Source organism: Streptomyces sp. NPDC028308, assembly GCF_055565855.1.
In genome coordinates, this window is sequence record NZ_JBVHTO010000008.1 from 73,487 (window position 1) to 97,551 (window position 24,065).

The following is a 24,065-nucleotide window of genomic DNA, read 5'->3' on the forward strand; positions in this document are numbered from 1 at the left end:
CGGCGGGTGACGCTCAGGCGCTCCGCGCTGTGTGCCCGGCGCCAGTGGTGTAATTCCGGCATGGACGCGACGGTGGCAACCCTGATCGGTACCTCCATCGGCACACTGGGAGGGCTGGCGGGAGGGGTCCTCACCGCCCTTCTCCAGAGTCGGCACGCACGCGCCCAGCTCGACATCGAGGAGCAGCGCCGCAGAGCCGACTTGCGCCGCGAGGCGTGCAACGACCTCGCCAGCGCTGCGCATCAGTACCGGATGCACTGGTGGCAGCTGAACGCCAAACTGGGCAAGGGGGTCGCTGACCGGGAGCTGTTCGACGACAGTGCCGCTCTGTGGACCGAGGTGACGGCCGCACACAGCCGAGCGGCGATCGCCGGGCCCGCGCGCGTCGCCGAGGCCGCGGACCAGTTGCTGGCACAGTTGCACGCGATGGACAGCGCGGGTACGGAGTGGTTCTCCAGCGTCGAGTCCGGCTATCAGCACAGTGTGGACGTACTCCGCGACGAACTCCTCGCAGCAAGGCGTGCCGTGCGCGTCGGAGCGTTCGCGTCCGTCGTCCGGCGGGAACTCGGCAACGACGCACCGTCGTTGCCTGTCCCGCGTGCGCGAGCACGAGAGGCCGCTGACAGCCCCTCGCCCCGTGTCCGGTCCGGTGACAACTCAGACAGCGCCTGAGGCAGTCGCATCGGACGACCCGCACGTGGTGCGGCACAGAACACGGCCTACCGCACCGGAATGAAGCCGGAGAAGCATCAAGACACGAATGCGCGCGCTGTCGTGTCACGCCTCCGTGGTGAGTTCCCGTAGCGATCGAAGCAGTTCCCTACGCTGCGCCTCGTCGAGAGGTGCGAAGAGGTCTTGCAGTACGGAGACCGACAGGCGTCGCCCTTCCGTGAGCGCCTCCCTCCCCGCCTCGGTGAGGGTGTGCTCCAGGCGTCGCCCGCGGCCCGCGGACCGAGTGATGAGCCCCCGGTCCACCAGGCGGCTCGCGAGGGTGCCGAACGCCTGGTCGCTCTGGAATGTCGCCACGGCGAGCTCGTGTCCCGACGCCCCCGGCATGCGGTCGATGGCACGCAGGGCGTCCCACTGGACGAGGCTCACTCCGATCTCGCGCAGCGCGGCATCCATGGTGCGGTGGTTCCGGTACTGCGCCCGCTTGATCGCGAGTCCGAGCGCTTCGAGGTCGGTCGTCATGGTGCTACGGTATCAACATCAGTAGATAAACATGTTGATTCAGGAGGAGCGTCATGAACGCCTCACTTCCCGCAGACCTTCCTGTCCTCCAGGCCGGCGACCCCCGGTCACGCACGGCCCTCGTCCTGCACGGCGGCGGGGGACCCCGGACCGTCGCGCCCGTCGTGGGACGCCTCGCGGCCACCCTGCACGCGCTCGCACCCACACATCCCGGCTGGGAGGGCACAGCACGTCCCGACTCCATCTCCACCATCGCGCAGCTCGCAGCCGCCTACCTGGAACGCCTACTGGAGGACGAGCAGCACGACGTCGTACTGGTGGGGTCCTCGATCGGCGGGTGGATCGCCCTGGAAATGGCGATACAGGCCGCCCACGACGAGCGGTACGCAGGACTGATCGGGGCCGTCGTCGATATCGACGGCGTGGGAGCGGAAGTGGAAGGCGAGCCCGTCGCGGACTTCTTCGCCCTCGACGCCCGCGGACTCGCCGAAGCCGCATGGCACGACCCCGAGCGCGGATACATCGATCCGGCCGGCCTCACCGATGAGCAGCGCGCGATCCAGCAGGCGAACGGACACACTATGTCCGCCCTCGCGGGCACGAACATGAGTGACCCGACGCTCCTCGATCGGCTAGGCGCGGTGACGGTCCCCACGCTCGTGGTGTGGGGCGAGAGCGACCGGATCGTCACGCCGGCGTACGGGCGGGCCGTCGCAGCCGCCGTGCCAGGCGCACAGTTCGTCGAGATCCCGCAGGCCGGCCACCTCCCACACCTCGAGGCCCCCGACGCGACCTGGGCGGCCATCACACCTTTCCTGGCGAAGTCCTAGCGCACTCGACATTTGACGGCCTGCGGTGGCACCGGCGACGCGCCTGGGTGCGACCGCAGCCGTACCCGGCCGTGCCCGGGGTGCGACTTGAGGTGGACACGGTGGCGACCGGAGGGCGATGTGGCAGGGCATTCCCTGAGCCGAGGATGGCCAAGTGACCGAGACCATCACGGGGTTGTACCTGTCCCCTCTGGAACTGTGTGCCGTGCTCAGTGCTCTCGCGCTGGTTGCGGCGCGCTGGCTTCCCCCAATTGCCCGCCCGCGCACCACGATCGCGGCCGGAACGGCCTTCGTGCTGTGCGCGATCGTGCTGGGCGTGGCTGGGATGCGCTGGCAGATGCTGCCGGTGCTGGGCGGTGCCGCGCTCGCGCTGCCCTTCGCGGTGGCCGCGCTGCTGCGCCGCCGTGACGGCCGTCCCGCCAGGCGGGCCCGATGGTGGCTGGCGTTGCCGGGATCGACTGCCTGCGTCGCCCTGATCGCTTCGGGCCCGGTGAGCGCCTGGGCTTTCCCGGTGCCCGTGTTCCCCGAGCCGTCAGGCACCTTCGCGGTCGGCACCCGCGTGATGCAGTGGACGGACCCACACCGTCCCGAGAGCTTCACCGCCGACCCGCACGACCGGCGCACGGTCGTGGTCCAGCTCTGGTACCCCGCGAAGCCGAACCTCGCAGGGGCACAGCGGGCTCCGTACCTCGGACGCACACAACACGAGGCCCGCATCGTCTCCGACGCCCTCGCCCGTTACGCCGGCATGCCCGGCTTCCTTCTGAACGACGTCCCTCAGGCCCGCAGCCATGCGGTCTTCAACGCGCCGGTGGCCAGCGAGGGCGGACGGTTCCCCGTCGTGCTGTTCTCCCCCGGGGCCGGTGGCGTGCGCACCCAGAACACCGCCTGGGCGGAGGAACTGGCCAGCCACGGCTACATCGTTGCCGGCCTGGACCATCCCTACGACTCCGCCGCCGTCGTCCTTGCCGACGGCCGGACGATCACCACCACGCTCACCTCCACCGGCGACCGGGACAAAGACGAACGGCTGGGGGCCGAGTGGACGGCTGTCCGGGCAGCCGACCTCCGCTTCGCCCTCACCCAACTGGAGCGCCTGGACCGGGGCGAGGCCACCGGCCCGCTCACCGGACGGCTGGACACCGGCCGGGTCGCGGTGACCGGTCACTCCATGGGGGGTGCCGCCGCACTGCAGGCCGCCCGCCAGGACCGCCGATTCGACGCCGTCATCGATCTGGACGGGTACCCGCACGGCCCGCTCTCCCCCTCCCTGCACCAGCCGACGCTCGCGCTCACCCAGGCCATCACCTCTGAAACCGACCCGCGGTACCTGCCCCGTCTCACCAAGGCCCTCAGGCTCAGCACCGCGACGAGCTACCGGCTCACCATTCCCGGCGCCGCGCACCTCACCTTCATGGACGCTCCTCTGTATCTGCCACCGATGCCCTCGCTGGTCGGGACCCTGGGCCGCACCGAGAGCCCACGGGTCGTCGCCGCGACCACGCTCGCCTTCCTGGACGCCACCCTGCGGCACGACCCCGGTGACCTGCCCCGCGCTCTGTCGACCTACGGAGACCTGAGCGTCCAGCGCCCGGGCAGAGGCGGTTGAGCACCCTCACCGGCAACAACTGCTCCGGGTGTCGAACGGATGGGTTCGGGCCGCATGAACGGCCATCCCGGCATCGGCGCCTGTCGGCAAGACGGCTCGCAGCGGTACGGAGGAGTTGGGCGCGGTGGTGTGGCGTCAGGTGGCGAACCGGCCGCCGGAGGAGGCGTCACGCCTGGGTGGGATGGCACCGGAAGAGGTCGTAGGTACGGTGGTTCACGCGCGTCACCGGTTGCGGCGGGCCGCCCTAGCAGGCAGGGTTCGATGCCGTGCCTACCTTGCTGATTGTCCATCACACACCCTCGCCGAACTGCCAGGCGATGTTCGAAGCGGTCGTCCAAGGCGCGACGGCACCGGAGATCGAAGGCGTGCGTGTCGTGCGCCGAGCAGCCCTCGCCGCCACCGCGTCCGACGTCCTGGCCGCCGACGGCTACCTGCTGGGCACGCCGGCCAATCTCGGCTACATGTCCGGCGCCCTCAAGCACTTCTTCGACCAGGTGTACTACCCATGCCTGGACGCCACCCGCGGCCGCCCGTTCGCCTACTACGTGCACGGAGGCAACGACGTCACCGGCGCCGTGCGAAGCATCGAGGCTGTGACGACCGGCCTGGGTTGGCGCCGGGCGGCCGAAGCGGTGACCGTCACCGGGGAACCGGGCAAGACGGACGTGGAGGCGTGTTGGGAACTCGGCGCGACCACCGCCGCCGGCCTCATGGAGTGAGGGCCGCCGCAGGCCCGGGCGCGGGAGACAGAGAAGGCCGCCGGTGCACGCCGCATCGAAAACGCCAACCCCAAGCGCACGTTCCGGTGTCCCTAGTCCGCTGTCAGTTAGCGGTGGTTGCGTGGCGTGGGTTGTCGCCTGCGGCGAGGGATTCGGCGAGGATGCGCCAGATCTCCGCGGCCAGGTCGATGTTGGCATCGGCCTGCGCCTGTTCGGCCAGCACCCGCAGCCCCTGCACCCCACTGACGTCACCGGAACGGATCAGCAGCTGCTGACGCAGGATGTCCAGCCGGACCCGGTCCCGGTACGTCATCCGCGGCTCGACCTCGGCCAGCTCCGCCAGCAGCACCCGAGCATCGTCGTAACGGCCCGTCAGGAACGCCAGATCCGCCTTCAACGCCGTCAACTCCTGACGCAGACCCGCAGTCCCCACGAACGCCAGAGCCGGCTCGGCCGCACGGACACAGTCCTCAGCCGCCCCGGGATCAGCCGGCAGCTTCTGAAGATGCAGCCGCCCCGCCGCAAGACGCAACCGCAGCCACAACACCAAATCCAGCGCGCTGTCGAACCCCTCCAGCGCCTGCTGCAAATAGCCCTGGGCCGCCTGGTGATCGCCCTGGCGCAAGCGCACCGCCGCGGCCGTCCACATCGCCTCCGCCCACAATACATCCGAACGCCCCGCCACCAACGCGACCAGCTCATCGGCATGCGCCCGCGCATCCGGCATCCGGCCCGCCTCGGCCTCCACCGACACCAACGCCAGCAACACCCCCGCCCGGTCCTCCACCTCCACACCCCCCTCACGCGCCAACTGGTGCGCGGTCGTCGCGGCATCCAACGCGGCAGGAATCTCACCCAGCGAACGCAGACAGCGAGCGAAACGGGTCAGACCTCGCACCCGTAACGCCACCACCCCGACCACCTCGCCCAGGCCGACGAGTTCCGCGAGGTCCTCACGCTCCCCCGCATGGTCACCCTGCACCCGCCGCCGCCCCGCCAACTGCCACAACGCCTGCCACCGCAACACCGGCGACTCATGCCCCTCCGCCCCCAACGCCTCCCGCAACACCTCCAACGCCGAATCCGAACCCGTAGAAGCAACCAGCGTCAACGCATTCGCGAGCGACCCACCGGCAGGCTCCTCAAAGTCCGCCACCTCAAGACCCAGCCGCTCAGCCAAAAACGCCACAGCCCGCTCCGTCGGCTGACGAGCCCCCGACTCCAACCGCGACAAATACCCAGTCGACATCCCCTCCCCCACCAACGCCGTCTGCGACAACCCACGAGCCACTCGCAAGCCACGAAGACGACGCCCAAAAGCAGGCTGACGCAACATAAAACCAATCCCTCACAGATACACACGAGGCGGCAGGGCAGTAGCAGAGCGGCAAAGGCTGAGAGCGGAGTCGGAAGCAGTGGGTGCCGAACCAGGGCAGAGAAAAGCAGGAGCCGAGCAGACCACCGGGAGCGATCGAGGCAAGGGCAGCGGCAGAGTAGGTGCGCGGGAAGAAGCAGGTTCACGGGATCACAAACCCGCCCCGAGCGTAGGCGCGGGGCAACCACCCGGCAATGTTTTGCCACACCCCCTGAACCCCACCTCAGGCCAACCTCACGAGACCTTCATGCGTTCCTCAAGCGGTCCTTGACCAGCAACGCGCAGCATTTCAACCAGAAATGGCACAACCACGCCCCGCAACCACAAAACCACCGACCATCCACGGGAACCGTTCTCGTTCACCTCCACGGGAGACACCCACGACATCTCCGGTTCCCCACCAGCACCCCACCCGACACCCCCACACCCAGCCATCCGCACCGCCACCCAACACCAACACCAACACCGCCGACGAAGACGACATCGGCTGGCCCAAGTAGCACCTCGACACCGCCGAGGCCACCTGTACGCGCCGATCCGCCATAGTGCGGAGGCTGATCCGTCGAGCCTCCATTGGGGCCGGGGTTGATGCTCCCGTGCCTCCTCTATTGGGCGGCCTCGCGCGTGGTGAGTATCGGCGAACCCGCAAGCTGTTCGCGCTTGTGTTGGGAGAGTTGGGGTTGGGGCTGCTGCCGCTGAATCTCTGGAGATCTCGACAAGACGAGATGGACAGCGGCCCAGTGGTGGGGCGCTCAGATCGGTCGGCAGCGAGTCGCCTGAGCCTTCTCGTTCATAGCCTCGGGACACGGATCGACGAACGCGGACACGGAGGAACAGTTCTGCTCCTCCGCCTTGCGCTACGGCGCAGGGAAGACCAGGCGTAGGCCGTGTTCCTTCGCCGCTCGGTGGAGACGTGGGTAGAGGGTCTTGCGCAATGTACGTACGACGTCGTCGTGTTGAGCAAGGAAACGGGCGCGCAGTCGCAGCCGTGCTGCTTCGCGAACGGTTTCTACCGGGCGCATGCATTCTGCGTAGGCACTGCCGAGTTTGTGCTCGACTGCGGGTAACTCGTCCGGGGCCGCGGTCTGTTGCTGAGCGTCGACCAGGGCGAAGAAGCCGTTCTCGTCGCGTACCCGGATTCCGTGTCGGCTCAGGCAGTCCGGCAGGGTGCCAAGAGCGCGCAGCACGGCGGCGTCGCGGCGCAGCGAGACGAGAGTGTCGAACCACTTTCCCTGGAGTGCCGCGTAGGTGTTGCGCAGAGCGGCGGCAGCTTCGGTCCCCTCGGCCAGGCACCGGCGCGCGGCGGGCGTATCGCTCGATTCCTCTCCGTCGCCGGCCGCTTTCCCCTGGCGGTTGCCCGTGCCCCCGGCGATGTCCCGCTCGCTCTGGCTCTCGCGACGCGCACCGGCACCCGTTGTCGTGGGGCGGGACACGGAGGCTGCCGGTTGCGGCACAGCGGCGGGGACCGCGGCGCTCTCACTCATCCCGTGCCGTGCGACGAAATCCAGGTCGGGGAGTTCGTAGTACCTGATGAACGTGAGCGGGGCCTGTGGGGGCAGGTTCGTCTGATCCTTCCGTGCGCACGATGTCGCGGCGGCACGCGCCTGTTGCCGTACGAAGACGTCCAGCCCTTGCGTCCAACGGGTCTCCCGGCCGGTCGCGGGCAGGACCATACGCACCGGGTCGTCCGGCAATGCGGTGCTGAGGCGGGCGGCGGACACGCGTGTCGCCGTAGCCGGGGGTGCCGACGGGGCGGAGTCGGTCGAACATGAAGCTGTCAGCACAGCGGCGACGGCGAGGGCGACTCGTAACCCGTCCCGGTGCCTCGCTCGGGTCCGGCCCCCGGTTCGCCCGACGCTGCCGGACAGCGGCCGCTGGTGGACCGGAAACCGATACCGGCCGGTCAGGCGGATCACACTCACCACTCCCCCACGTTTCGCCGTGTTGTGTCTTCGCTGCCTCACCCGTGACCCGGGGGTGCCATCGAGCCGTGTCGATGGCACCCTTCCGGCACGTGGGAGCCGGACCACGAGCGCCCGGTTCTCCGATCAGTGCGTGATCTTGACGGAGTCGCCGCCGTCGAGCTGGCTCGCGACCGTGAACGGCGTGTTGTCCGAGACGTCGGTGCAGAGCCAGTACGTGGAGTCGTTGACGCTGTGGCTGCCGTCCGAAGCCCAGACGTAGCCCTTGCTGCAGGTGCGCCAGACGCCGCTGGAGTTACGTAACCGGCCGGCGTAGTAGTCCCCGTACGGGGAGGTCGAGTCGTCCGAGTAGGTGAGGTTGAGGTCTCCGCAGCTGCTGGTGGCCGACTTGTTGCGGACGGTCCCCACGCCTTCGTTGCCCCCGGTGGTGAGTGTCGAGGTCACGCAGGCCTGCGGAGCGGCAGAGGCCGCTGGAGCGAACGTCAGACAGGCCGCGGCGGAGGCGAGCGCGAGCGCGCCCGCAGCGATGGCTCTGGTCATGCTTCCCCTTTTTCGGTCGTTCGGTCTGGGCCGTGCCCGTCTGCGTGGACGCGACCGCGGGTCCGGACGGGCGATGTCTGCCGCGTCCGGAGTGCACGCCGGAGACGTTCGCAGAGGAGGGCGCTCCGGCCTACGGCCTTCGACCGTGCTCGAAAGTCCCCGACCAGACGCCGGATCCCCTTGTTCCGGGGGTATGGGTGAGCCGTGTGGAGTTGCTGTGGCGCCTGCGACGCCGTTCACCTGTCGCCGTCTGCGGTCACGGCTGAAATTCGCCGTATGTGGCCGAAGAGCCACTTGGTGCGGCAGGGATCCGGCGGAGCAGGGCCACCCCGAGCGGAGTCAGGGTGTGCAGCACGATGTTGTGCCACCGTCGGCTGGTGATCAGACCCGCGTCGCGCAGCACGTTGGTGTGATGCGTGGCGGTGGAGGGCGAAACCCCTAGGACCCGCGCCAGCTCCGAGGTGGTGGCACCAAGAACCAGTGACCGCAGCGCGGCGGCGCGGGTCCGGCCCAGGAGGGCGGCGAGCGGTGCGTCGACGGCGTCGGCCGCGGCCGGTTGCCGGGAGTCGTGCAAGGGATAGACCAGTACCGGGGGCAGGGCGTTGTCGGCCACGGAGATCGGCGACTGCCAGCAGAAGTACGACGGGACGAGGCGCAATCCGCGGCCGTCGAGGTACAGGTCCCGGTCTTCCACGTAGTCGACGTGCAGGACCGGGGCACGCCAGCGCATGGTCGGCGACAGCCCGGTGAGCAGCCCGTCGATGCCGGTGTCGAGGGTCTGTCGGGCCCACAGTGCGCGTTCCCCGGCGACCGCCGCGTGGATACGGTCGTGGTGGGGCGCGATGACCGCCTCGTAGTAGGCACGCAGGGCGTTGGCGAGCGTTTCACGGGTGCCACGCTCGACCAGGCGAGGAGCCCAGGACGGGGAGCCGCTGAGCCGGGCGAGCATGCCCACCTCGCGAGAGATGCGGGCGGGTGGCGTGTCCACGAACGCCGCAAGTCCCTTGTCCAGTCCCTCGGCGGACTCGTGCGGAGTGAGCGAGTCGGGGAAGTACAACGCCCGGGGCGCGATCGGAACGAGCAGCCGGCGGACGGCCGCACCGAGTGCCGTGCCGGCCAGGGCCTCCCGGGTGGCGCGGTACCAGTCCGCGTAGGCCCAACGCCCGCGCGTGGTCTGGAGCCTGTGCAGACTGCAGACGATCTCCCAGAGCGGATCCGGTGTGCCCGACACCCGGATACGCGATAAGTCCTCAGGCGTGAAATGAATACGCAGCACGGGATTCGCCCCCGAATCGGTTCTCCTCGGCTCGGGGATCCGCTCGGGCGTCTGCCGTCAGGGAGGATCACAGCTCCCTCGGTTCACCCCGATCCCTCAGAAGCCCTGATACCACTCCCACTTATCAGGCGAGGCAGGGAATGTACAGGCTTGAGTGCCGCGGCCTTCCTTGCAGGGTGTCGGGCGAGACGCGCCTCCGCGCTGCGCCTACGGCTTCCACTCCTCGCGGCATCCTGCGCGGTCCACGTAGCCGGCCACCATGTCCCGCAGCTCGACGCACGGCCAGTCGTCCCCATCAAGGATCGTCACCTGACAGAGGGGGCAGCCCAGGACGTAGGTGGTGGGGTCGGCCGGGTCGCTGTTGCGGCCCACCATCATCTGCGGGGTGTGGCGTTCGAGGCGACGCCGATTCGCCTGCACCTCCCGCAGCACCCGTGCCGGGCGGTGAGCCGCGATGTGCCGTGCCTCAGCTGCCATCTCCGAGGAAAGGGGCTCGATTCGACTAAGAATTTGATTCAGCTCCGGGTCCGACGCTTGGGCGAGCTGTTCGTCCTCGTCGAGTTGCTCGCCCAGCCACCGCACCAATTCATCCATGTGACGCCCCTTTCGCCTTCTTCCTACGATCCTTCCGACCACAGCCAGACCGCAGTGCGATCTTCTGTCGTCATTGGCGACACACTGGCCTCTCGTGCGATCTTTCGTACGGAGGCGCGCTTGGACGTCGGCTACTGAAGCACCGCGTACCGCCCCCTGGCAGGACAAGCCGCTCTGCAAGAGGCTGTCTCGGTTGGCGAGCAGATGAGTACCCGTAGTCAGGTGTACTTGGGGATGGAGCGGCATGCCGGTCGCCCCACAGCGGCCGCAGCGGGCTGGGTGATTTGGTACATGGTCGCCACGGCAGCTTCTCGTCATGCTCTGGTGGGACTGACACCGGTCTTCTGCCGTCGGCTCGCGCCAGCAGAGGAGGGCCTCTGAACCTCCGCCTGGACAGGCAAACGCGCTGATCACGGCGACTCATCGGTGGCAGCTGCGCGGACAGTCGCCGCGTAGAGGGGCGAGGATGTTGTGGCCGGTTGCGGCGGGCCGATGCGTCTTGAGACGACGGCTCCCGCCCACGATCGCCCGCCGCTCGCGCCAACCGGCCACCTCCCCGGGGCCTGTCACTCCAAGCCGCTGTACGCGGCCATGACGATCTCCATGCCTCGGTGGTCCTCCTGCCGGTCCCGGTCGAGCATCTGGTTCATCACGTAGGCCACCGTCATGCGGGCGGCAGGATCGCTTACGACCAGCGAACCACCCCAGCCGCCCCAGCCGAAGGTGTCGCCGAACTTGCCGAAGCCCGTGGTCCAGGACATCGGGATCCCCAGCACGCGGTCTTCGCCGCGGAACACCTCCTGCCACGCAGGCTCGCACCCTTGTGGGGACAGCAGCCGCACGCCGCCGGATGTCCCCCCGTTCGCCAGCACCGATTGGACGAGGGCGACGGATCGGGCGTTGCCGAAGCCGTTCACCGCGGGGATCTGGGCACGCCGCCATGCCACCGAGTTCACGTCACTGACCCGAATGGCCACACCGTTCGCCCGGCGCACACCGTCAGGACCGGGCGGCCCCTCGGCGGTGAACCCGTCGGTCAGTGCCGGTGGCGGGATGAGCGGCGTCACGCGGTGGTCGAGCTTCGCGGAGAGTCCGATATGGAAATCCGCGCCCAACGGCTGGGCCACCTCCTCGGCGAAGAACTGGCCGAGGCTGCGGCCGGTGATGCGGCGGACGATCTCACCTACGAGGAACCCGAAGGTGAGTGCGTGATAGCCGGCTTCCGTTCCCGGTGTCCAGTCGGGCGTCTGCGCGGCCAGCCCGGCCACGACGCGTTCCCAGTCGTAGAGGTCGTCCACCGTTCTCGGACCGGAGAGGTCCGGGAGGCCCGCGGTGTGGGACAGCACGTGCCGTACGAGCACGCTGTCCTTGCCTGCCGCGGCGAACTCGGGCCAGTAGGCGGCCACCGGTGCGGACAGATCGAGCCGGCCGCGGTCAGCCAGGACGAGCGCGCACAGGGCGGTCATGTTCTTGCTCGTCGAGTTCACTCCCACGAGGGTGTCGCGCTCCCAGGCTACGGAGCGGTCCGCATCGGCGTGGCCGCCCCAGATGTCGACCACCGGCTCGCCGTCCACGAAGACGGCAGCCGAAGCGCCCACGTCGTCCTTGCCGAGCAGAACCTTCAGTGCGTCACGGACTGCGACGAAACGCGGTGCGCAATAGCCCTCGATGTCAGTCATGGCGTAAGCCTCGGTCGGCACGCGGGGCTCCGGCCCGACAGTTCCCGCACCGGTTCTGTCGGGCGCGGCGTAGCCGGACATCCGGTATTCAATCAGCACAGCTTCGGCTGCTCCCCCGATGATTGCTGCCACAGGAGCGAGCGAACCAAGGACGGATTGCGGATGCTGGAGCGGTTCAATCAGGCGCTGGACCATCTGGAGGGGTGTCTCGACCGCGAGATCGACATGGCGGAGGTGTCTCGGATCGCCGCGGTGTCGGAGTACCACTTCCGGCGGATGTTCTCCGCGCTCGCCGGGATGCCCCTCTCGGTCTACGTCCGGCGTCGGCGCATGACGCTCGCCGGTGCCGAGGTGCTGGCCGGGGAACGGACGCTGCTCGATGTCGCGGTGCGCTACGGGTACGGCTCGGGCGAGGCGTTCGCACGCGCCTTCCGCTCGGTGCACGGCATCGGACCGGGCGAGGCCCGGCTCGCGGGAGCCGTGCTGACGTCCCAACCGCGCGTGTCCTTCCGCGTGGTCGTCGAGGGGAGTACGGCCATGCGTTACGGGATCGTGGAGAAGGGGCCGTTTCGGGTCGTCGGTCGGAAGGCCACCGTCCCGCTCGTTCACGAAGGGGTCAACGCGGCCGCCGCGGCACACGTACGGGGCTTGGACGAGCAGACAGTCGCTTGCATGAAGGCCATGAATGACGGTGAGCCTGCGGGTGTCCTGTCCGCGGTGGTGTACCTGACGGACAGCCGGGAGGAAGGAGCCGGGGCGGACTTCTGGGTCGGCGTGGTGACCGGCCCGGAGACGGCCTCGAAGGAGTTCGACGTCCTTGAGGTGCCGGCCGGTACGTGGGCTGTCTTCGACGACCACGGGCCGTACCCGAGCTCCCTCCAGCAGTTGTGGCGGGACGTGTTCACGCAGTGGTTCCCCTCCAACCCGTATGTGGCGCGGGCGGGTCCGGAGCTCCTGCGAACCCGCCCGGTCGAGGTCGGGGTAGTGACCGACTCCCAGCTGTGGATTCCAGTTGAACGGGTCGGGGGGCGTCAAGGCGTGAAGACGGTCACGGTCAGCGTCGAGCCGGCCCGACGCCGGAGGGCTGGGAGCCGGCCACCGCATCAGCTGGGTGAGCGATGCTCCGGCGCCGGGGACGTGCTCAGCTCCCCTAAAACCCCAGCACCTCGCCGTACTTGACGGCCCCGTTGGGCAGCGCGAAGCCGAACGGGGTCAGCGACTTGCCCAGCGGATACGTCTCCTCGGTGCTGCTCGGCACGAACCAGACGCCACCCGACCTGGGCTCACCGGCGTTCTCGCCGGGCGCGCTCACCGCGGTGTCCCGGAGCCCGTCGCGGTTGTAGTCGCCGACGGCGACCTGGGCGCCGAAGCGGTCGCCCGCCTCGGCCGTGCCGGGCATGTTCGGGGTGCTCTGGCTACGGGCCGTCCCTCCGTAGGGGCCGTGCTCGGTGCCGTTCAATGTGACGAAGCCGCCCGCGTCCTTCACGGTGCCCACGTCCTCGCCCGGCACGCCGACCACCAGCTCCGGCCGGTCGTCGCCGTTGAGGTCTCCGGCGGACAGCGCGGCGCCGAAATCGTCGCCCTCCTCGGAGGCACCCCCGACCTCAGGGCTCGACTGGGTGATGCACTGGTTCTCGGTGCCGAAGGCGGCGGTGCTGGAACCATCGAACAGGAGCACTGCACCACCGAGCCGTTCCGGGCAATGCGTCGTCTCCGACTCGGGGTTGGGCTGGACGAGGCCGACCGCCAGGTCGTCGGTGCCGTCCCCGTCGAAGTCTGCGGCCGCGAGTGCGCTGCCGCGGTCGGCGTCGGCCCACCACCGGGCCGGGTTGCCCTGGCCGTCCCAGCGCGTGATGAAGGTGCCGGAGTCCTCCAGACCCCGCCAGGTCGCCGCGAGATCGTCCCGGCCGTCGCCGTCGAAGTCGCCGGTGGCAAGGTCGCTGGTGGTGCCGCTCATCGAATAGCTGCGCAGGACGGTGGTGGTCACCGGGTCCGCGGTGAGCGGCCCCGGGCGGAACCGGAGCGTGCCGTGCTCCTCACCGTTCTCGCCGTACGCGAGGTCGGTGTCCCCGTCGCCGTCGTAGTCGCCGGTGGCGATGCTGCCGCCGATCCTGCTGTACTCGGACGTGCCCCTGGCCACTGTGGTGCCCTTGACGTTCCACTCCGAGCCGTCGATGACGGTGATGGTGCCCTCGTCCTTGAGCTGATCGGACGTGAGCGACTCCCCGCTCGCGCCGACGACGAGTTCGAAGACGCCGTCACCGTTCACGTCGACGGGCGCTACGGAGGACCCGAAGCGATCGCCCGCCTCCGGCGTTCCGGGTATACCGGCCTCGGCCTGGCTGATTACGCCGGTGGACTGGCTCGGGCTCTGCGGGCCGCCGAAGATGACGCTCACGTAACCGGCCTTGGCCTTGCCGTCCACCGTGGCGTTGGGCATGCCGACCGCGATGTCCGCGTATCCGTCGCCGTTGAAGTCGAAGCGGGGAGTCGTCGCAGCCGTCGCGCTCCCGGCGAGTGGCAGGGTCAGACCGGCGGCGGTGAGAGCTGCTACGGCGGCTGTGGCGGCCAGGGTGCGTGTACGCACGGTGGAACTCCCGTGAGTCGAGGAGGAAATGGGGGCGATGGTCTTCGCAGGTGTGACTCACGAGGTGTACGGAGGGTTGTGTGACGGTGGCGACCACGAAAACGCGGTCGATCACCAGCCGTGTACTTGACGGCAGTGAGACGGGGCGCCTCGGCGGGACCGCGTCCTCAGGCAAGCCGGCGAGGTGGAGCACCTCGACCGCTCTCGCGCCTCGTACACGCGGGCTGCCGGGACCCCAGATCCGGCTCAGTCGATGACCGGGCTGCGGCGCTCGATCAGGACCACGTCGCGCCACCGGCCGTTGTGCTGACCGATACGCTCGCGGGTACCGATGACCCGGAAACCGGCCCGCTGATGCAGGGTGAGGCTGGCGATGTTCTCGGGGAAGACGCCGGACTGGATCGTCCAGAGGCCCGCCGCCTCGGTGGAGGCGATCAGAGCGGTCAGCAGGGCCCGGCCCGCACCGCGGCCGCGAGCCTCGGGATGGACGTAGACGGAGTGCTCGACCACTCCGGCGTACGCGCACCGGTCGGACACGGGCACCACCCCTACCCAGCCCACCACTTGGCCTTCGTCGTCCAGTGCGACGAAACGGTGGTCGGGCAGCTTGGCCGCGTCGAATACGTCCCAGGTCGGAGCGACGGTCTCGAAGGTGGCGTTCTGCTCGTCGATGCCGAGCTGGTAGATCTCCAGTACGGCCGTGGCGTGCTCGGGCAGCATCGCCGCGACGTGTACGCCGGTGGCCGTCCTCACGCCGTCCCCTCGGTGCCGAGCTCGGCGAGCAGGTCGCGGATGCGCCGCTCGATCTCGTCCCTGATCGGCCGGACGGCCTCGACACCCTGACCGGCGGGATCGTCCAGCTGCCAGTCCAGGTAGCGCTTACCGGGGAAGTAGGGGCAGGCGTCTCCGCAGCCCATGGTGATGACCACGTCCGAGGCCTGCACCGCCTCTACCGTGAGGACTTTCGGGATCTGAGCGGAGATGTCGATGCCCACCTCCCTCATGGCCTCTACCACGGAAGGGTTCACGGCGTCGGCGGGGGCGGAGCCGGCCGAGCGGACCTGGACCTTGTCACCGGCGAGGTGGGTGAGGAAGGCCGCGGCCATCTGGGAGCGGCCCGCGTTGTGCACGCAGACGAACAGCACGGAGGGGGCGGTGGGAGCGCTCATGAGGACATGGTGCTTTCTTCAGCAGGTCGGGCGGGGGCGGCAAGACACTGCTCGCCGTGCGGGACGACGGCCTCGTCCCCGGTCACGGGCGCCGGGCGGCCGAAGGTGAGGGCGACCAGGACCACGCCGAGGCCGGAGCCGGCGAGCTGAGCGGCGAGGAACGGTGCCACGGAGGCGGGAGCGATACCGGCGAAGGTGTCGGTGAACGCCCGGCCGATGGTCACGGCCGGGTTGGCAAAGCTGGTGGAGGAGGTGAACCAGTAGGCGGCGCCGATGTAGGAGGCGACCGCTACCGGCGCCAGGTGGGCCCGGCCCGCCCGGGCCAGTCCGAAGATCAGCCAGACCAGTCCCGCGGTGGCGACCAGTTCGGCGAGCCACAGGTGCCCGGCGGACCGGTCGTGCGTCGACCACTGCACCAGCGGCCGGGCGAACATGGCGTCGGCGAGGACCGCGCCGCCTATGGCCCCGGTGATCTGGGCGGGCACGTAGGCGGCCACCTCCCGCGGACCGGGGCCCTCGGCGGTACGGCGGCCCGTGTACCAAGCGGCGAGCGTCACGACGGGATTGAAATGCGCGCCGGAGACCGGCCCGAGCAGAGCGATGAGCACGCCGAGGCCGAATACGGTGGCCAAGGAGTTGGCCAGCAGCTGCACGCCGACGTCGCGGGTCAACTCGGTCGCCTGAATCCCGGAACCGACCACGACGGCCACCAGTGCGGCCGTGCCGATCGCCTCGGCCGCCGCCTGCCGCACCAGCGGCACCGGGGCGCTCACACGGCCGCCTTGGCGGGCGCGGCAGGGGTCTCCAGCAGGGCGGACAGCTTCGCGAGGGCCTCGGGGAGCACCCAGTAGTACACCCAGGTGCCGCGCCGCTCGGAGCCGACGAGGCCGGCCTCCCGCAGCACCTTCAGGTGGTGGGAGATGGTCGGCTGAGAAACGTCGAACGGGCCGGTCAGGTCGCACACGCACGCCTCCCCGCCCTCGTGCGAGGCGATCAGGGACAGCAGTCGCAGCCGGACGGGATCCGACAGAGCCTTGAACATCCGCGACAGCTCGGCTGCGCCGGCTTCGCCCAGCGGCTCGCGGACCATCGGGGCGCAGCACTCCCCGTCCTGGACGAGCACCGACAGATCAGCTTGTTTCGGCATGGCTCTATGTTGACATCTGTCTATCCAGGTGGCAACCTCGCTTGTATCGACAGCCGTCGATACAGCATCGTCTGCAAGGGGAGACCGCCATGTCCCGAGTCCAGCTCGCCCTGCGCGTCGCCGATCTGGAAGGCTCGATCGCCTTCTACTCCAAGCTCTTCGCCACCGAGCCCGCCAAGCGGCGCGACGGCTACGCCAACTTCGCTCTCACCGAGCCCCCGCTGAAGCTCGTCCTCATCGAGGGCGAGGCCGGTGAGGAGACCCGCCTGGACCACCTCGGCGTCGAGGTCGCCAGTACCGAGGAGGTCACCGCCGCCACGACTCGGCTGAGGGAAACGGGCCTGGCCACATTCGAGGAGTCCGACACCTCCTGCTGTTACGCCGTGCAGGACAAGGTCTGGGTGACCGGCCCGGGCAGGGAGCCGTGGGAGGTGTACGTGGTCAAGGCCGATGCCGACACCCTGGAGAAGTCCGGCACCGCCCCGGACGCCTGCTGCGGCACCACCGCCTGCTGCACCCCCGAGGAGCAGGCCCTCGACTCCTCCCAGACCTCGACCCAGGCCAAGGCGGCCGCCGGTTGCGCCTGCGCCGGCTGACCGGTGGCCGGCCGGAAGCAGTCGCATCGGCAGCACGCGCGCGACCGCTCGGCGCCGCCGCCGAGCCACCGGCGCAGGTGACTGCACTTGCCCCGGCTACCGGAAGCCGCACAGAGTGAGCTCTTGCCCGACTGGGACGGGAGACTTCGCTGGACTGCCGAATCCACGAAAGGACCGCCGCTTCCCCAAGGCGGCGGTCCTTCCTGTCAGCTTGCGCGCCAGGTGTCGGGTCGGGGCTATTCGGTGTAGGCCTCGATTTCGGAGAGCTGCGCCGCGGGCCATCCGGTGTTCGCCGTGATCAGCACGCGGAGGTAGCGAGTCGCGGTACCGGGCAGGGTGATCGTCACGGTGTTGCCGCTCGACGGATTGAAGGTGTAGTCCGCTGCCGCCTTGAGTGTGGTGTAAGTGTCGTTGTCAGTGCTGCCCTTGACGCTGAGGGTCTGGATGCGGGTGGCCCAGGCGGACGCCGGGGGCAGTTTGAGGACCATCCGTTTGACCGTCTTGGCGGCGCCGAGGTCGGCGGTCACGGATTGCGGGAAGCTGTTGTTCGCACTCTCCCAGTACGTGTTGGCGTTGCCGTCCACCGCGTTGGACGCGCCGTACACGTCCGTGTGGCTCGACTCGCTGACCGGGCGGCTCTTCGCGAGGTTCACCGTGGGGTCGGTCGGCGGGTCCGTCGGAGGATCGGTGGGGTCGGTGGGCGGGTCCGTCGGCGGGGTGCCACCGCCGGGGACGCCGTTGTTGGTCCACTTCGGCGCGGGCCAAGTACCCGTGCAGACCGGCGGGTCGGCGTACCAGCCGCTGTTGCCGCTGCCTCGCGTGATCTGGAAACCGGAGCCGACGCAGTTGTGGATCGGATTGGACTGGCCGATGTTCGTGGCTGTGACGTTGCTGAAGGATGCCGTGCCGGGGGCCTGGATCTGCAGGGCGTAGGTACCGGCCCCGTCGATCCGGACGTGGTCGAAGTGCAGTCCCCGGGTGGCACCCTCGATGTTCATGATCGCGGCGTAGGAACTGTCGAGTATCTCGCTGTCGGTGATGTTGATCGTGGCGTCGAGGGCCTCGTTGAGCCCGCTGAACCAGACCGCGCCGACCCCGAACTGCCAGTTGTAGTCACTGTTCCCGGTCCGGATCAGCGTGTTCCGCGCGGCCGTCGTGGTGCCGGAGACGGCGTTCCCCTGACCGGAGTTGACCCCCGGGTACCGGTTGGCGACGTGCAGGCCGCCGCCGTTGGTGACGGTGTCCGACATGACGTTGTCGGAGATGGTGATGTCCTTGCCGCCGTACGTCACGATGTTGTTGGCGAGGATGGGCAGGATCACCGTGTTGAACGTGAACTTGTTCTTCACGTTCGGGATGTTCTCCGCCCACATGGCCAGTCCGTCGTCCCCCGTGTTGCGTACGAAGGTGTTGGTGACGGTGGAGTTGGTCACGCCCATGTGGAAGTTGACGCCGTCCGCGGTCTGATCCAGGATGCGGCTGTTCTTGATGGTGAAGTTGTCCATCGGCCCGTCCATCCAGGCCCCGCACTTGGTGTGCTGCATCCACACGTTGTCGACGGTGGAGTCGGACATCGCGCCGCCGATGGCGTTGACCTGGTCGTTGTCCTCGCGTTCGCGGATGTCACCGATGATGGCGAAGTTCTTGAGGACCACGTTCTTGCTGCCGCCCTGTGCGGCGTACTTGCCGTACACCCCGACGGCCTTCGAGCGGTTCGAGGGGTCGCGGCCGGTCAGGACGCTGTACCAGGGGCCCGCTCCCGCCACCGTCACCTGGTCGACGACGATGTGGTCCCGCACGTTGAAGGTGCCTTTCGGGATGTAGACCGTCTTGCCCTGGGCCTTGCCGGCGTCGACCGCCGCCTGGATCTTGGCCGTCGAGTCCGTGGCTCCCGTCGGGTCGGCGCCGAAGTCACTGACGACGTCGAGTGCTCCGGACGGCTTGTCCAGCGGCGCGCCCACCTGCTCGAAGTCCGCGAGGTCGATGGTGAACGACGGGGACGCGCTGGTGGAGGACACCTGAAGGCGCACCTTGCTGCCCGCGGGCAGGGTGGAGCCGAACGTGGTGCGTGCCTCGTCGTAGAAGTGGTGCGGGTTGGTGTCGCCGGGGTTGTTGTTGAACGGATAACCGCCGTAGTACCAGCCGTACTTGGAGGTCACGGGCACGCTCTTGAGCTGGCTCCCGTTCACCTTCACATCCAGGTCGGCGTCGCGGCCGGTGCCCGCGGAGTTGTCCGGGAGGGAGTAGCGGAACGTCATGGCGTTCGCCGGTGCGGTGAGCGTGAACTCGACGTACTCGCCCGCCGCGTCCAGGGTGACCGCCTGGCGACCGGAGGCCTCCGACGGAAGGCGGCCGTACAGACGGTCCGGTCCGATCAGGGTGCCGTTGGTGGCGGCGTACTCGGCCTCCTGCTCCTTGAACGAGACGGTGGCTCCGCGGCCGGAGATTCCCACGGGGGAAGGGGCGGGCACGCCGGCGGCGACGGCGTCGGGGGCCGACACCGCGACGGCGGCGATGGTTCCCGCCGCGGCGAGGATCAGGGAAAGGGATGCCGACACGCCACGGCGCAGCGGTCTGCGTTGGGGAAGGGGGGTCACAGGCATGTCCTTCTGAACTCATGGGGGGAGTGCGGACGCAGGAAGGCTATGAGCGCCTGGGTAAGAAGTCCATGACCGTGCGCAAAATCCGTATGCAGAACTGCAAAATATGGATGATCTCAAATCATGCACGCGACGACGGCGGGGCTCAGCAGGTCACCACGGACCTGCGGGACCTTCGAATGCCCTGCGGCAGCGGCGCGTTCACCGAGGACGCGGGCACGGCGGTTGCCGAGCGCGACAACGCACCCTGCTGGTAGCGGATCGATGCGGCCGCAACGTCGCGGAGGGGCCACCCGTGCCGCAACAGGCCCCCGAGTCAGCGGTCGACGGCCGGCAGGTCGACGAGACCGGTCTCGTTCATGATGCGGTCGACGATCTGATGCAGACCCCTGTCGGCGCCGATGACGGTCTCGACTCCGCCGGGCAGCAGATCACGCACCCGGTACCACTCGCGCAGCTGCGTCTCGGTGACCTCGTCGGCGATGGGTTTGGTGGTGTGCCGCGCGAGGGTCTCCTCAAAAGGAACGTCCAGGTAGTAGCCGTGAGTTGGACCGTGATGTTCGGCACGCAACTGCGCCAGCATCTCGCCGTAGTGGTCGGCGTAGAGGATGCCTTCGACTACGACGTGAAATCCGGCATCAAGGGCGTAACGTGCGGTCAGGTCGATGAGGCCGATGTTCGCCGCTCCGGGCCGGTCGCGCTCTCGAAGCACGATGCGGCGCAGATTGTCCTGGCCGACCAGGGCCAGGCCGCGGCCGAACCGCTCGCGCAAGCCGGCCGCGACGGACGACTTCCCTGAAGCACTGTTGCCGCGCAGAATGATCAGCCGGGTCTCACCGGTGCCCACCACCACAGCGGCCACGCTATCCAAAGCCAGCCCATACCGAGGACCGTGCCAAGTACGCCCTCCTCACAGGTGACATGAGATCGCGTCATTCAGATACGCGTTCACGGCGAGGACTTCAGGGCGGGCGCGCGAGCACCGTTGCCGCTGACGTCACATGCGTGGCGGTTGCAAGACGCCTGCGATGACCGCGGTCACCGTCCTGCGGACGACGGTGATCTGCGGCGGAGGGCTCGTACGGTCGGCGAACAGCAGGTGCGCGGCTCCGACGAGGGTGGGGGCGAGCGTGTCGATGTCGGCGTCGTCGGCCACGCGGCCGAGGTCCCGCTCGGCGTCAAGGTAGTTGGCGATCATGGAAGTTGCCTGCATGGCGAGCGGGATACCGGTGAGACCGGCCTGGCGCAATTGGGCGCGTAGGCCGTCGCGGAAGGTGATGAGTGCGACGATCGCCACCGTGACCGGGCCGAACAGGTCCTGCAGAGCCTCGGTCAGGTTGTCCACCACGCTCCCGGTTCCCGCGGCCGCGTGCAGAACCGTGGCCCGGTCTTCGATCTCGCGGATGCGGTCCAGGACCAGTTCGGTCAGGAAGGCATCGAAGTCGGTGAAGTGCCGGTGCAGTACACCCTTGGCGCAGTTCGCCTCCTCCGTGACAGCCCGACTCGTCAGCGCGTCGGGCCCGTCCCGAAGCAAGACGCGCTCGGCGGCCTCGAACAACTGGCCGCGCACATTGCGGATATGCACCCCTGACGGCATCGCTCTCTTTTCCGTTCCGGTCCGCTTCCCCAAGTGGGCAAGCGCCCATTAGAGTGGGCGCATGCCCATTTTATCGCAGGGCCAGCCGGACCACGCCGGACCCGAACCTCATCAACATCGTGACGTAGCGCAGTCGTTCGGCGCGGACGCGGAACGCTACGACCGCGCCCGACCTGCCTATCCCGAAGCTCTGGTGGAACGGATCGTCACGGCAAGTCCCGGACGGGACGTCCTGGATGTGGGAGCCGGGACCGGCATCGAAGCCCGGCAGTTCCAAGCGGCCGGCTGCACCGTGCTCGGTATCGAGCCCGACGAGCGGATGGCAGCCTTCGCCCGGCGCAGCCGAGTTGAGGTCGAGGTAGCCAGGTTCGAGGACTGGCAACCGGCCGGACGGCAGTTCGACATGGTCATCGCCGGTACCGCCTGGCACTGGGTCGATCCCGTCGCCGGCGCGGCCAAGGCGGCCGAAGTACTCAGGCCCGGCGGACGTCTCGCGCCGTTCCATCATGTCCCCCAGCTCCCGGAGGAGGTGACCGACGCACTGGCCGAGGCACACCGCCGTGCCGCCCCCGACTCCCCCCTCGACCTCGGTCTGCTGAAGGGAGCGGCCCTGGACGCATCCCGACCGCTGTTCGCGAGAATCGCCGACGGGATCCGGCAGACGGGCAGGTTCAGCGAGCCGGAGCAGTGGCACTTCGCCTGGGAGCGCGCCTACACCCGGGAGGAATGGCTCGACCAGCTCCCCACCCTCGGCGCCCTGACCCAACTCCCCGCGGACAGACTGACGGAGGTCCTGGACAGGGTCGGGGCCGTGATCGACAGGCTCGGCGGCCACATCGTCGTGCCCTACGTCACCGTGGCCGTCACCTCGACCCGCTCCAGTACAGCCTGATCACCACAGACTTCGGGTGTCGCCGGCCGCCTGCAACCCGACTAGCCCGGTGCCCGCCCGGGCGGGCACCTGACCCAGCGAGGAGGGTCATCCGGAGTGTGCTCCGGGGTGTAGCAGTCGGGAGCGGCGACGCACCTCGCCCTCACCTGTCGTACGGCACCCAGGCTCGCGTGCCCGCCTCGTTCGTGCCGTACCAGAAGTGGGCCATCTTCTTGATGCCGGTGGTACGGAACGGGCGGCCGTGGTCATCGATGCGGACCGTGCCGGTGCGGCCCTGGCAGGACCAGTCGAGTTCCAGATACCAGCGGGCGTCACTGGTCTGTGTGGTCGCGTCCACGAGCAACACCTCGGGGTCTGCCGCGGACACCCGGTAAGGGAAGTGCGCGGCCGGGATGACGCGTCCTGCGTCCGCACCGTTCTTGGACCGCACGATGGGACGGTCGGCATCCAGATCCGCAGTGAACCGTCGCAGCGTGAGATCGCTGCCGCAGCCCTGGTCCGTGGCGTACGCGTACCCCGCGGACGGCTCGCCGCGGCTGGCGACACGGACGCGGAGCGCCTCCAGGACCACGGCGGTGGACGACCTCCCCTGTACGGAGATCTGCACCATCGTCTGCTGACCGTGCACCGCGTCCTGGGCCGCTGCCCACGCGCCGGCGTCCTGTTGGACGGGAGGCGGCGGCACTTTGGCGGGCGGTTTGCCGACGACGTAGTCGTGGCGGCAACCCAGATCCCAGACCTGCGAGTCGGCACTCCAGGCGAGAGGCAGGCCGGTGAGCGGCTTCTGAGTCCTCGTCCGGCTGTCATTCGTCACGGCCGGGGCGGAGGCTCCGTGCCGGGAGCGGGGGGACGCCGAACTCCGCGGAGGAGAGGAACGGTCCGTCGGAGTTACCGAGGCGTGAGGTGCGACGGAGGGGGCTGACCGCGGGAGGGCAGCGCCGGACGAGCGATCCCCCGACGGAAGGGACGTGCCTCCCCAAGTGGCCAGCAAGGCGCAGGTGATGGCGGCCGGAACCAGGACGCGCCGACGGCGGTACCAGGCGCCGCGAGCAGGGTGCTCGGCCGGCGTACTTGAGTCGGAACCAAGTCCTGACTGCGCCCCGACGCAGCTCTCCGCAGCGGGTTCGCGGCCCTCGTCCCGTGAAGGTTCCGGAGCAGCAGCCGGTTTGGGGGCCGCCGCTTCCACTGGAGCGCCCGCACGCGTCTGCTGCCGAGCCTCCACCAGCGACATCCACAGACGGTGCAACTCCAGCCGCTCCTGCGGTGTCGCCTGGCAGAAGGCCGCGAGGCGCTCGACGGGCGCGAAGTCCTGCGGCACCGCGTCGCCCTTGCAGTAGCGGTGGAGTGTGGAGGTGTTCATGTTGATGCGGCGCGCCAGGGAGCCGTAACTGCGGTCCGTACGGCTCTTCAACTGCCGCAGCAGGGCCGCGAACTCCTCGACGTCGTCCCGCTTCGACACCGTTCTCCCGTCGTCCGCCCGCGATCCGGGCACTCGTGTACCTGCACGTCAGATGGTCGGGAATGGTTCCACAGGCCCGCAGGGCGACACGCAGTGCGCCAAGTCTCCGACGACGTCCGCGGCCTGACGACGACGCGCCGGCCTCGTGAAGTCCCTGGCGGTTCCTCGGAGCAGCGGCGGACCGCGGCCCGCTCCAAGTCGGGCGCAAGGGGGGTGACCGATCACTCCCCCGAACCGTCCCAGCCGCGCTGGACGGCATCCCAGGCCGCTCTGTTTCTGCAGG

23 protein-coding genes and 1 pseudogene are annotated in these 24,065 nt (G+C 69.1%); 8 read left to right on the plus strand and 16 right to left on the minus strand.

All coding sequences use genetic code 11. The annotated features are described in order from the left end of the window. Nucleotides 1–60 precede the first annotated feature (60 nt). A complete protein-coding gene (locus tag ACZ4VA_RS19250; RefSeq protein ID WP_355787990.1) occupies nt 61–672 on the plus strand; it encodes a hypothetical protein in 612 nt (203 codons plus the stop codon). A 105-nt stretch (nt 673–777) separates the two neighbouring features. On the opposite strand, the gene ACZ4VA_RS19255 is transcribed toward ACZ4VA_RS19250, so the two are convergent. Further along, nucleotides 778–1,191 carry a MarR family winged helix-turn-helix transcriptional regulator gene (locus tag ACZ4VA_RS19255; RefSeq protein WP_355787988.1) on the minus strand — a complete coding sequence of 138 codons (414 nt, stop codon included), beginning with the start codon at nt 1,189–1,191 and terminating at the stop codon, nt 778–780. Nucleotides 1,192–1,244: 53 nt separating this feature from the next. Here ACZ4VA_RS19255 and ACZ4VA_RS19260 point away from each other — a divergent pair, with 53 nt between their 5' ends. From ACZ4VA_RS19260 to ACZ4VA_RS19270, 3 genes are all read left to right on the plus strand, one after another. Next, entirely contained in the window at nt 1,245–2,021 is a 777-nt protein-coding gene (locus tag ACZ4VA_RS19260; RefSeq protein ID WP_355787985.1) for an alpha/beta fold hydrolase, read from the plus strand. A 154-nt stretch (nt 2,022–2,175) separates the two neighbouring features. Next, nucleotides 2,176–3,630, plus strand: a complete 1,455-nt coding sequence (locus ACZ4VA_RS19265) for an alpha/beta hydrolase family protein (RefSeq protein ID WP_468082190.1) — start codon at nt 2,176–2,178, stop codon at nt 3,628–3,630. Between the two features lie 266 nt (nt 3,631–3,896). Next, entirely contained in the window at nt 3,897–4,349 is a 453-nt protein-coding gene (locus ACZ4VA_RS19270) for a flavodoxin family protein (RefSeq protein WP_355787979.1), read from the plus strand. 103 nt (nt 4,350–4,452) lie between these two features. On the opposite strand, the gene ACZ4VA_RS19275 is transcribed toward ACZ4VA_RS19270, so the two are convergent. The 6 genes from ACZ4VA_RS19275 to ACZ4VA_RS19300 all read right to left on the minus strand — a co-directional run bounded on the left by ACZ4VA_RS19275 (nt 4,453) and on the right by ACZ4VA_RS19300 (nt 11,735). Next, the gene (locus tag ACZ4VA_RS19275) at nt 4,453–5,685 is read right to left on the minus strand and encodes a helix-turn-helix domain-containing protein (protein ID WP_468082192.1); all 1,233 of its coding nucleotides are present in this window, start codon (nt 5,683–5,685) and stop codon (nt 4,453–4,455) included. Nucleotides 5,686–6,581: 896 nt separating this feature from the next. Continuing rightward, nucleotides 6,582–7,445 carry a hypothetical protein gene (locus tag ACZ4VA_RS19280; protein ID WP_468082194.1) on the minus strand — a complete coding sequence of 288 codons (864 nt, stop codon included), beginning with the start codon at nt 7,443–7,445 and terminating at the stop codon, nt 6,582–6,584. A gap of 327 nt (nt 7,446–7,772) precedes the next feature. Next, nucleotides 7,773–8,186, minus strand: a complete 414-nt coding sequence (locus ACZ4VA_RS19285; RefSeq protein WP_356175780.1) for a hypothetical protein — start codon at nt 8,184–8,186, stop codon at nt 7,773–7,775. Nucleotides 8,187–8,442: 256 nt separating this feature from the next. Further along, a complete protein-coding gene (locus ACZ4VA_RS19290) occupies nt 8,443–9,417 on the minus strand; it encodes an ArsR/SmtB family transcription factor (protein ID WP_468082197.1) in 975 nt (324 codons plus the stop codon). A 252-nt stretch (nt 9,418–9,669) separates the two neighbouring features. Further along, nucleotides 9,670–10,056: a DUF6221 family protein gene (locus ACZ4VA_RS19295; protein WP_355784115.1), complete on the minus strand. Its 387-nt coding sequence runs from the start codon at nt 10,054–10,056 to the stop codon at nt 9,670–9,672. Nucleotides 10,057–10,622: 566 nt separating this feature from the next. Continuing rightward, complete coding sequence (locus tag ACZ4VA_RS19300; RefSeq protein ID WP_468082349.1) at nt 10,623–11,735, minus strand: serine hydrolase domain-containing protein; 1,113 nt, start codon at nt 11,733–11,735, stop codon at nt 10,623–10,625. A gap of 162 nt (nt 11,736–11,897) precedes the next feature. On the opposite strand from ACZ4VA_RS19300, the pseudogene ACZ4VA_RS19305 reads away from it, so the two are divergent. Next, nucleotides 11,898–12,764, plus strand: a pseudogene (locus tag ACZ4VA_RS19305) (AraC family transcriptional regulator); the annotation flags it as partial. Between the two features lie 121 nt (nt 12,765–12,885). On the opposite strand, the gene ACZ4VA_RS19310 reads toward ACZ4VA_RS19305, so the two are convergent. The 5 genes from ACZ4VA_RS19310 to ACZ4VA_RS19330 form a co-directional block, all read right to left on the minus strand. Beyond that, nucleotides 12,886–14,322, minus strand: a complete 1,437-nt coding sequence (locus tag ACZ4VA_RS19310; RefSeq protein WP_468082200.1) for an FG-GAP repeat protein — start codon at nt 14,320–14,322, stop codon at nt 12,886–12,888. A gap of 246 nt (nt 14,323–14,568) precedes the next feature. Beyond that, entirely contained in the window at nt 14,569–15,042 is a 474-nt protein-coding gene (locus ACZ4VA_RS19315; protein ID WP_468082350.1) for a GNAT family N-acetyltransferase, read from the minus strand. A 29-nt stretch (nt 15,043–15,071) separates the two neighbouring features. Then, on the minus strand, nt 15,072–15,491 hold the full coding sequence (locus ACZ4VA_RS19320) for an arsenate reductase ArsC (protein WP_355780824.1): 420 nt from the start codon (nt 15,489–15,491) through the stop codon (nt 15,072–15,074). Further along, on the minus strand, nt 15,488–16,264 hold the full coding sequence (locus tag ACZ4VA_RS19325) for an aquaporin (RefSeq protein WP_468082202.1): 777 nt from the start codon (nt 16,262–16,264) through the stop codon (nt 15,488–15,490). Before ACZ4VA_RS19325 ends, ACZ4VA_RS19320 begins: the two co-directional genes overlap by 4 nt. Further along, nucleotides 16,261–16,638: an ArsR/SmtB family transcription factor gene (locus tag ACZ4VA_RS19330; protein ID WP_389392230.1), complete on the minus strand. Its 378-nt coding sequence runs from the start codon at nt 16,636–16,638 to the stop codon at nt 16,261–16,263. Before ACZ4VA_RS19330 ends, ACZ4VA_RS19325 begins: the two co-directional genes overlap by 4 nt. 89 nt (nt 16,639–16,727) lie before the next feature. Here ACZ4VA_RS19330 and ACZ4VA_RS19335 point away from each other — a divergent pair, with 89 nt between their 5' ends. Beyond that, the gene (locus ACZ4VA_RS19335; protein WP_355780818.1) at nt 16,728–17,234 is read left to right on the plus strand and encodes an ArsI/CadI family heavy metal resistance metalloenzyme; all 507 of its coding nucleotides are present in this window, start codon (nt 16,728–16,730) and stop codon (nt 17,232–17,234) included. 236 nt (nt 17,235–17,470) lie between these two features. Here the strand turns inward: ACZ4VA_RS19335 and ACZ4VA_RS19340 are convergent, their stop codons facing one another. Next, the gene (locus ACZ4VA_RS19340) at nt 17,471–19,831 is read right to left on the minus strand and encodes a discoidin domain-containing protein (RefSeq protein WP_468082205.1); all 2,361 of its coding nucleotides are present in this window, start codon (nt 19,829–19,831) and stop codon (nt 17,471–17,473) included. 71 nt (nt 19,832–19,902) lie between these two features. Between ACZ4VA_RS19340 and ACZ4VA_RS19345 the strand changes: the two genes are divergently transcribed. Then, nucleotides 19,903–20,091, plus strand: coding sequence for a hypothetical protein (locus ACZ4VA_RS19345; protein ID WP_355780812.1), 189 nt, complete (start codon nt 19,903–19,905; stop codon nt 20,089–20,091). A 59-nt stretch (nt 20,092–20,150) separates the two neighbouring features. On the opposite strand, the gene ACZ4VA_RS19350 is transcribed toward ACZ4VA_RS19345, so the two are convergent. Both ACZ4VA_RS19350 and ACZ4VA_RS19355 read right to left on the minus strand, forming a co-directional pair. Beyond that, the gene (locus tag ACZ4VA_RS19350; protein ID WP_468082207.1) at nt 20,151–20,696 is read right to left on the minus strand and encodes an AAA family ATPase; all 546 of its coding nucleotides are present in this window, start codon (nt 20,694–20,696) and stop codon (nt 20,151–20,153) included. 135 nt (nt 20,697–20,831) lie between these two features. Continuing rightward, entirely contained in the window at nt 20,832–21,419 is a 588-nt protein-coding gene (locus ACZ4VA_RS19355) for a TetR/AcrR family transcriptional regulator (protein WP_468082351.1), read from the minus strand. Between the two features lie 73 nt (nt 21,420–21,492). On the opposite strand from ACZ4VA_RS19355, the gene ACZ4VA_RS19360 reads away from it, so the two are divergent. Next, nucleotides 21,493–22,323, plus strand: a complete 831-nt coding sequence (locus ACZ4VA_RS19360; protein WP_468082209.1) for a class I SAM-dependent methyltransferase — start codon at nt 21,493–21,495, stop codon at nt 22,321–22,323. Between the two features lie 142 nt (nt 22,324–22,465). On the opposite strand, the gene ACZ4VA_RS19365 is transcribed toward ACZ4VA_RS19360, so the two are convergent. After that, nucleotides 22,466–23,782, minus strand: a complete 1,317-nt coding sequence (locus tag ACZ4VA_RS19365; protein WP_468082211.1) for a helix-turn-helix domain-containing protein — start codon at nt 23,780–23,782, stop codon at nt 22,466–22,468. Nucleotides 23,783–24,065 lie beyond the last annotated feature (283 nt).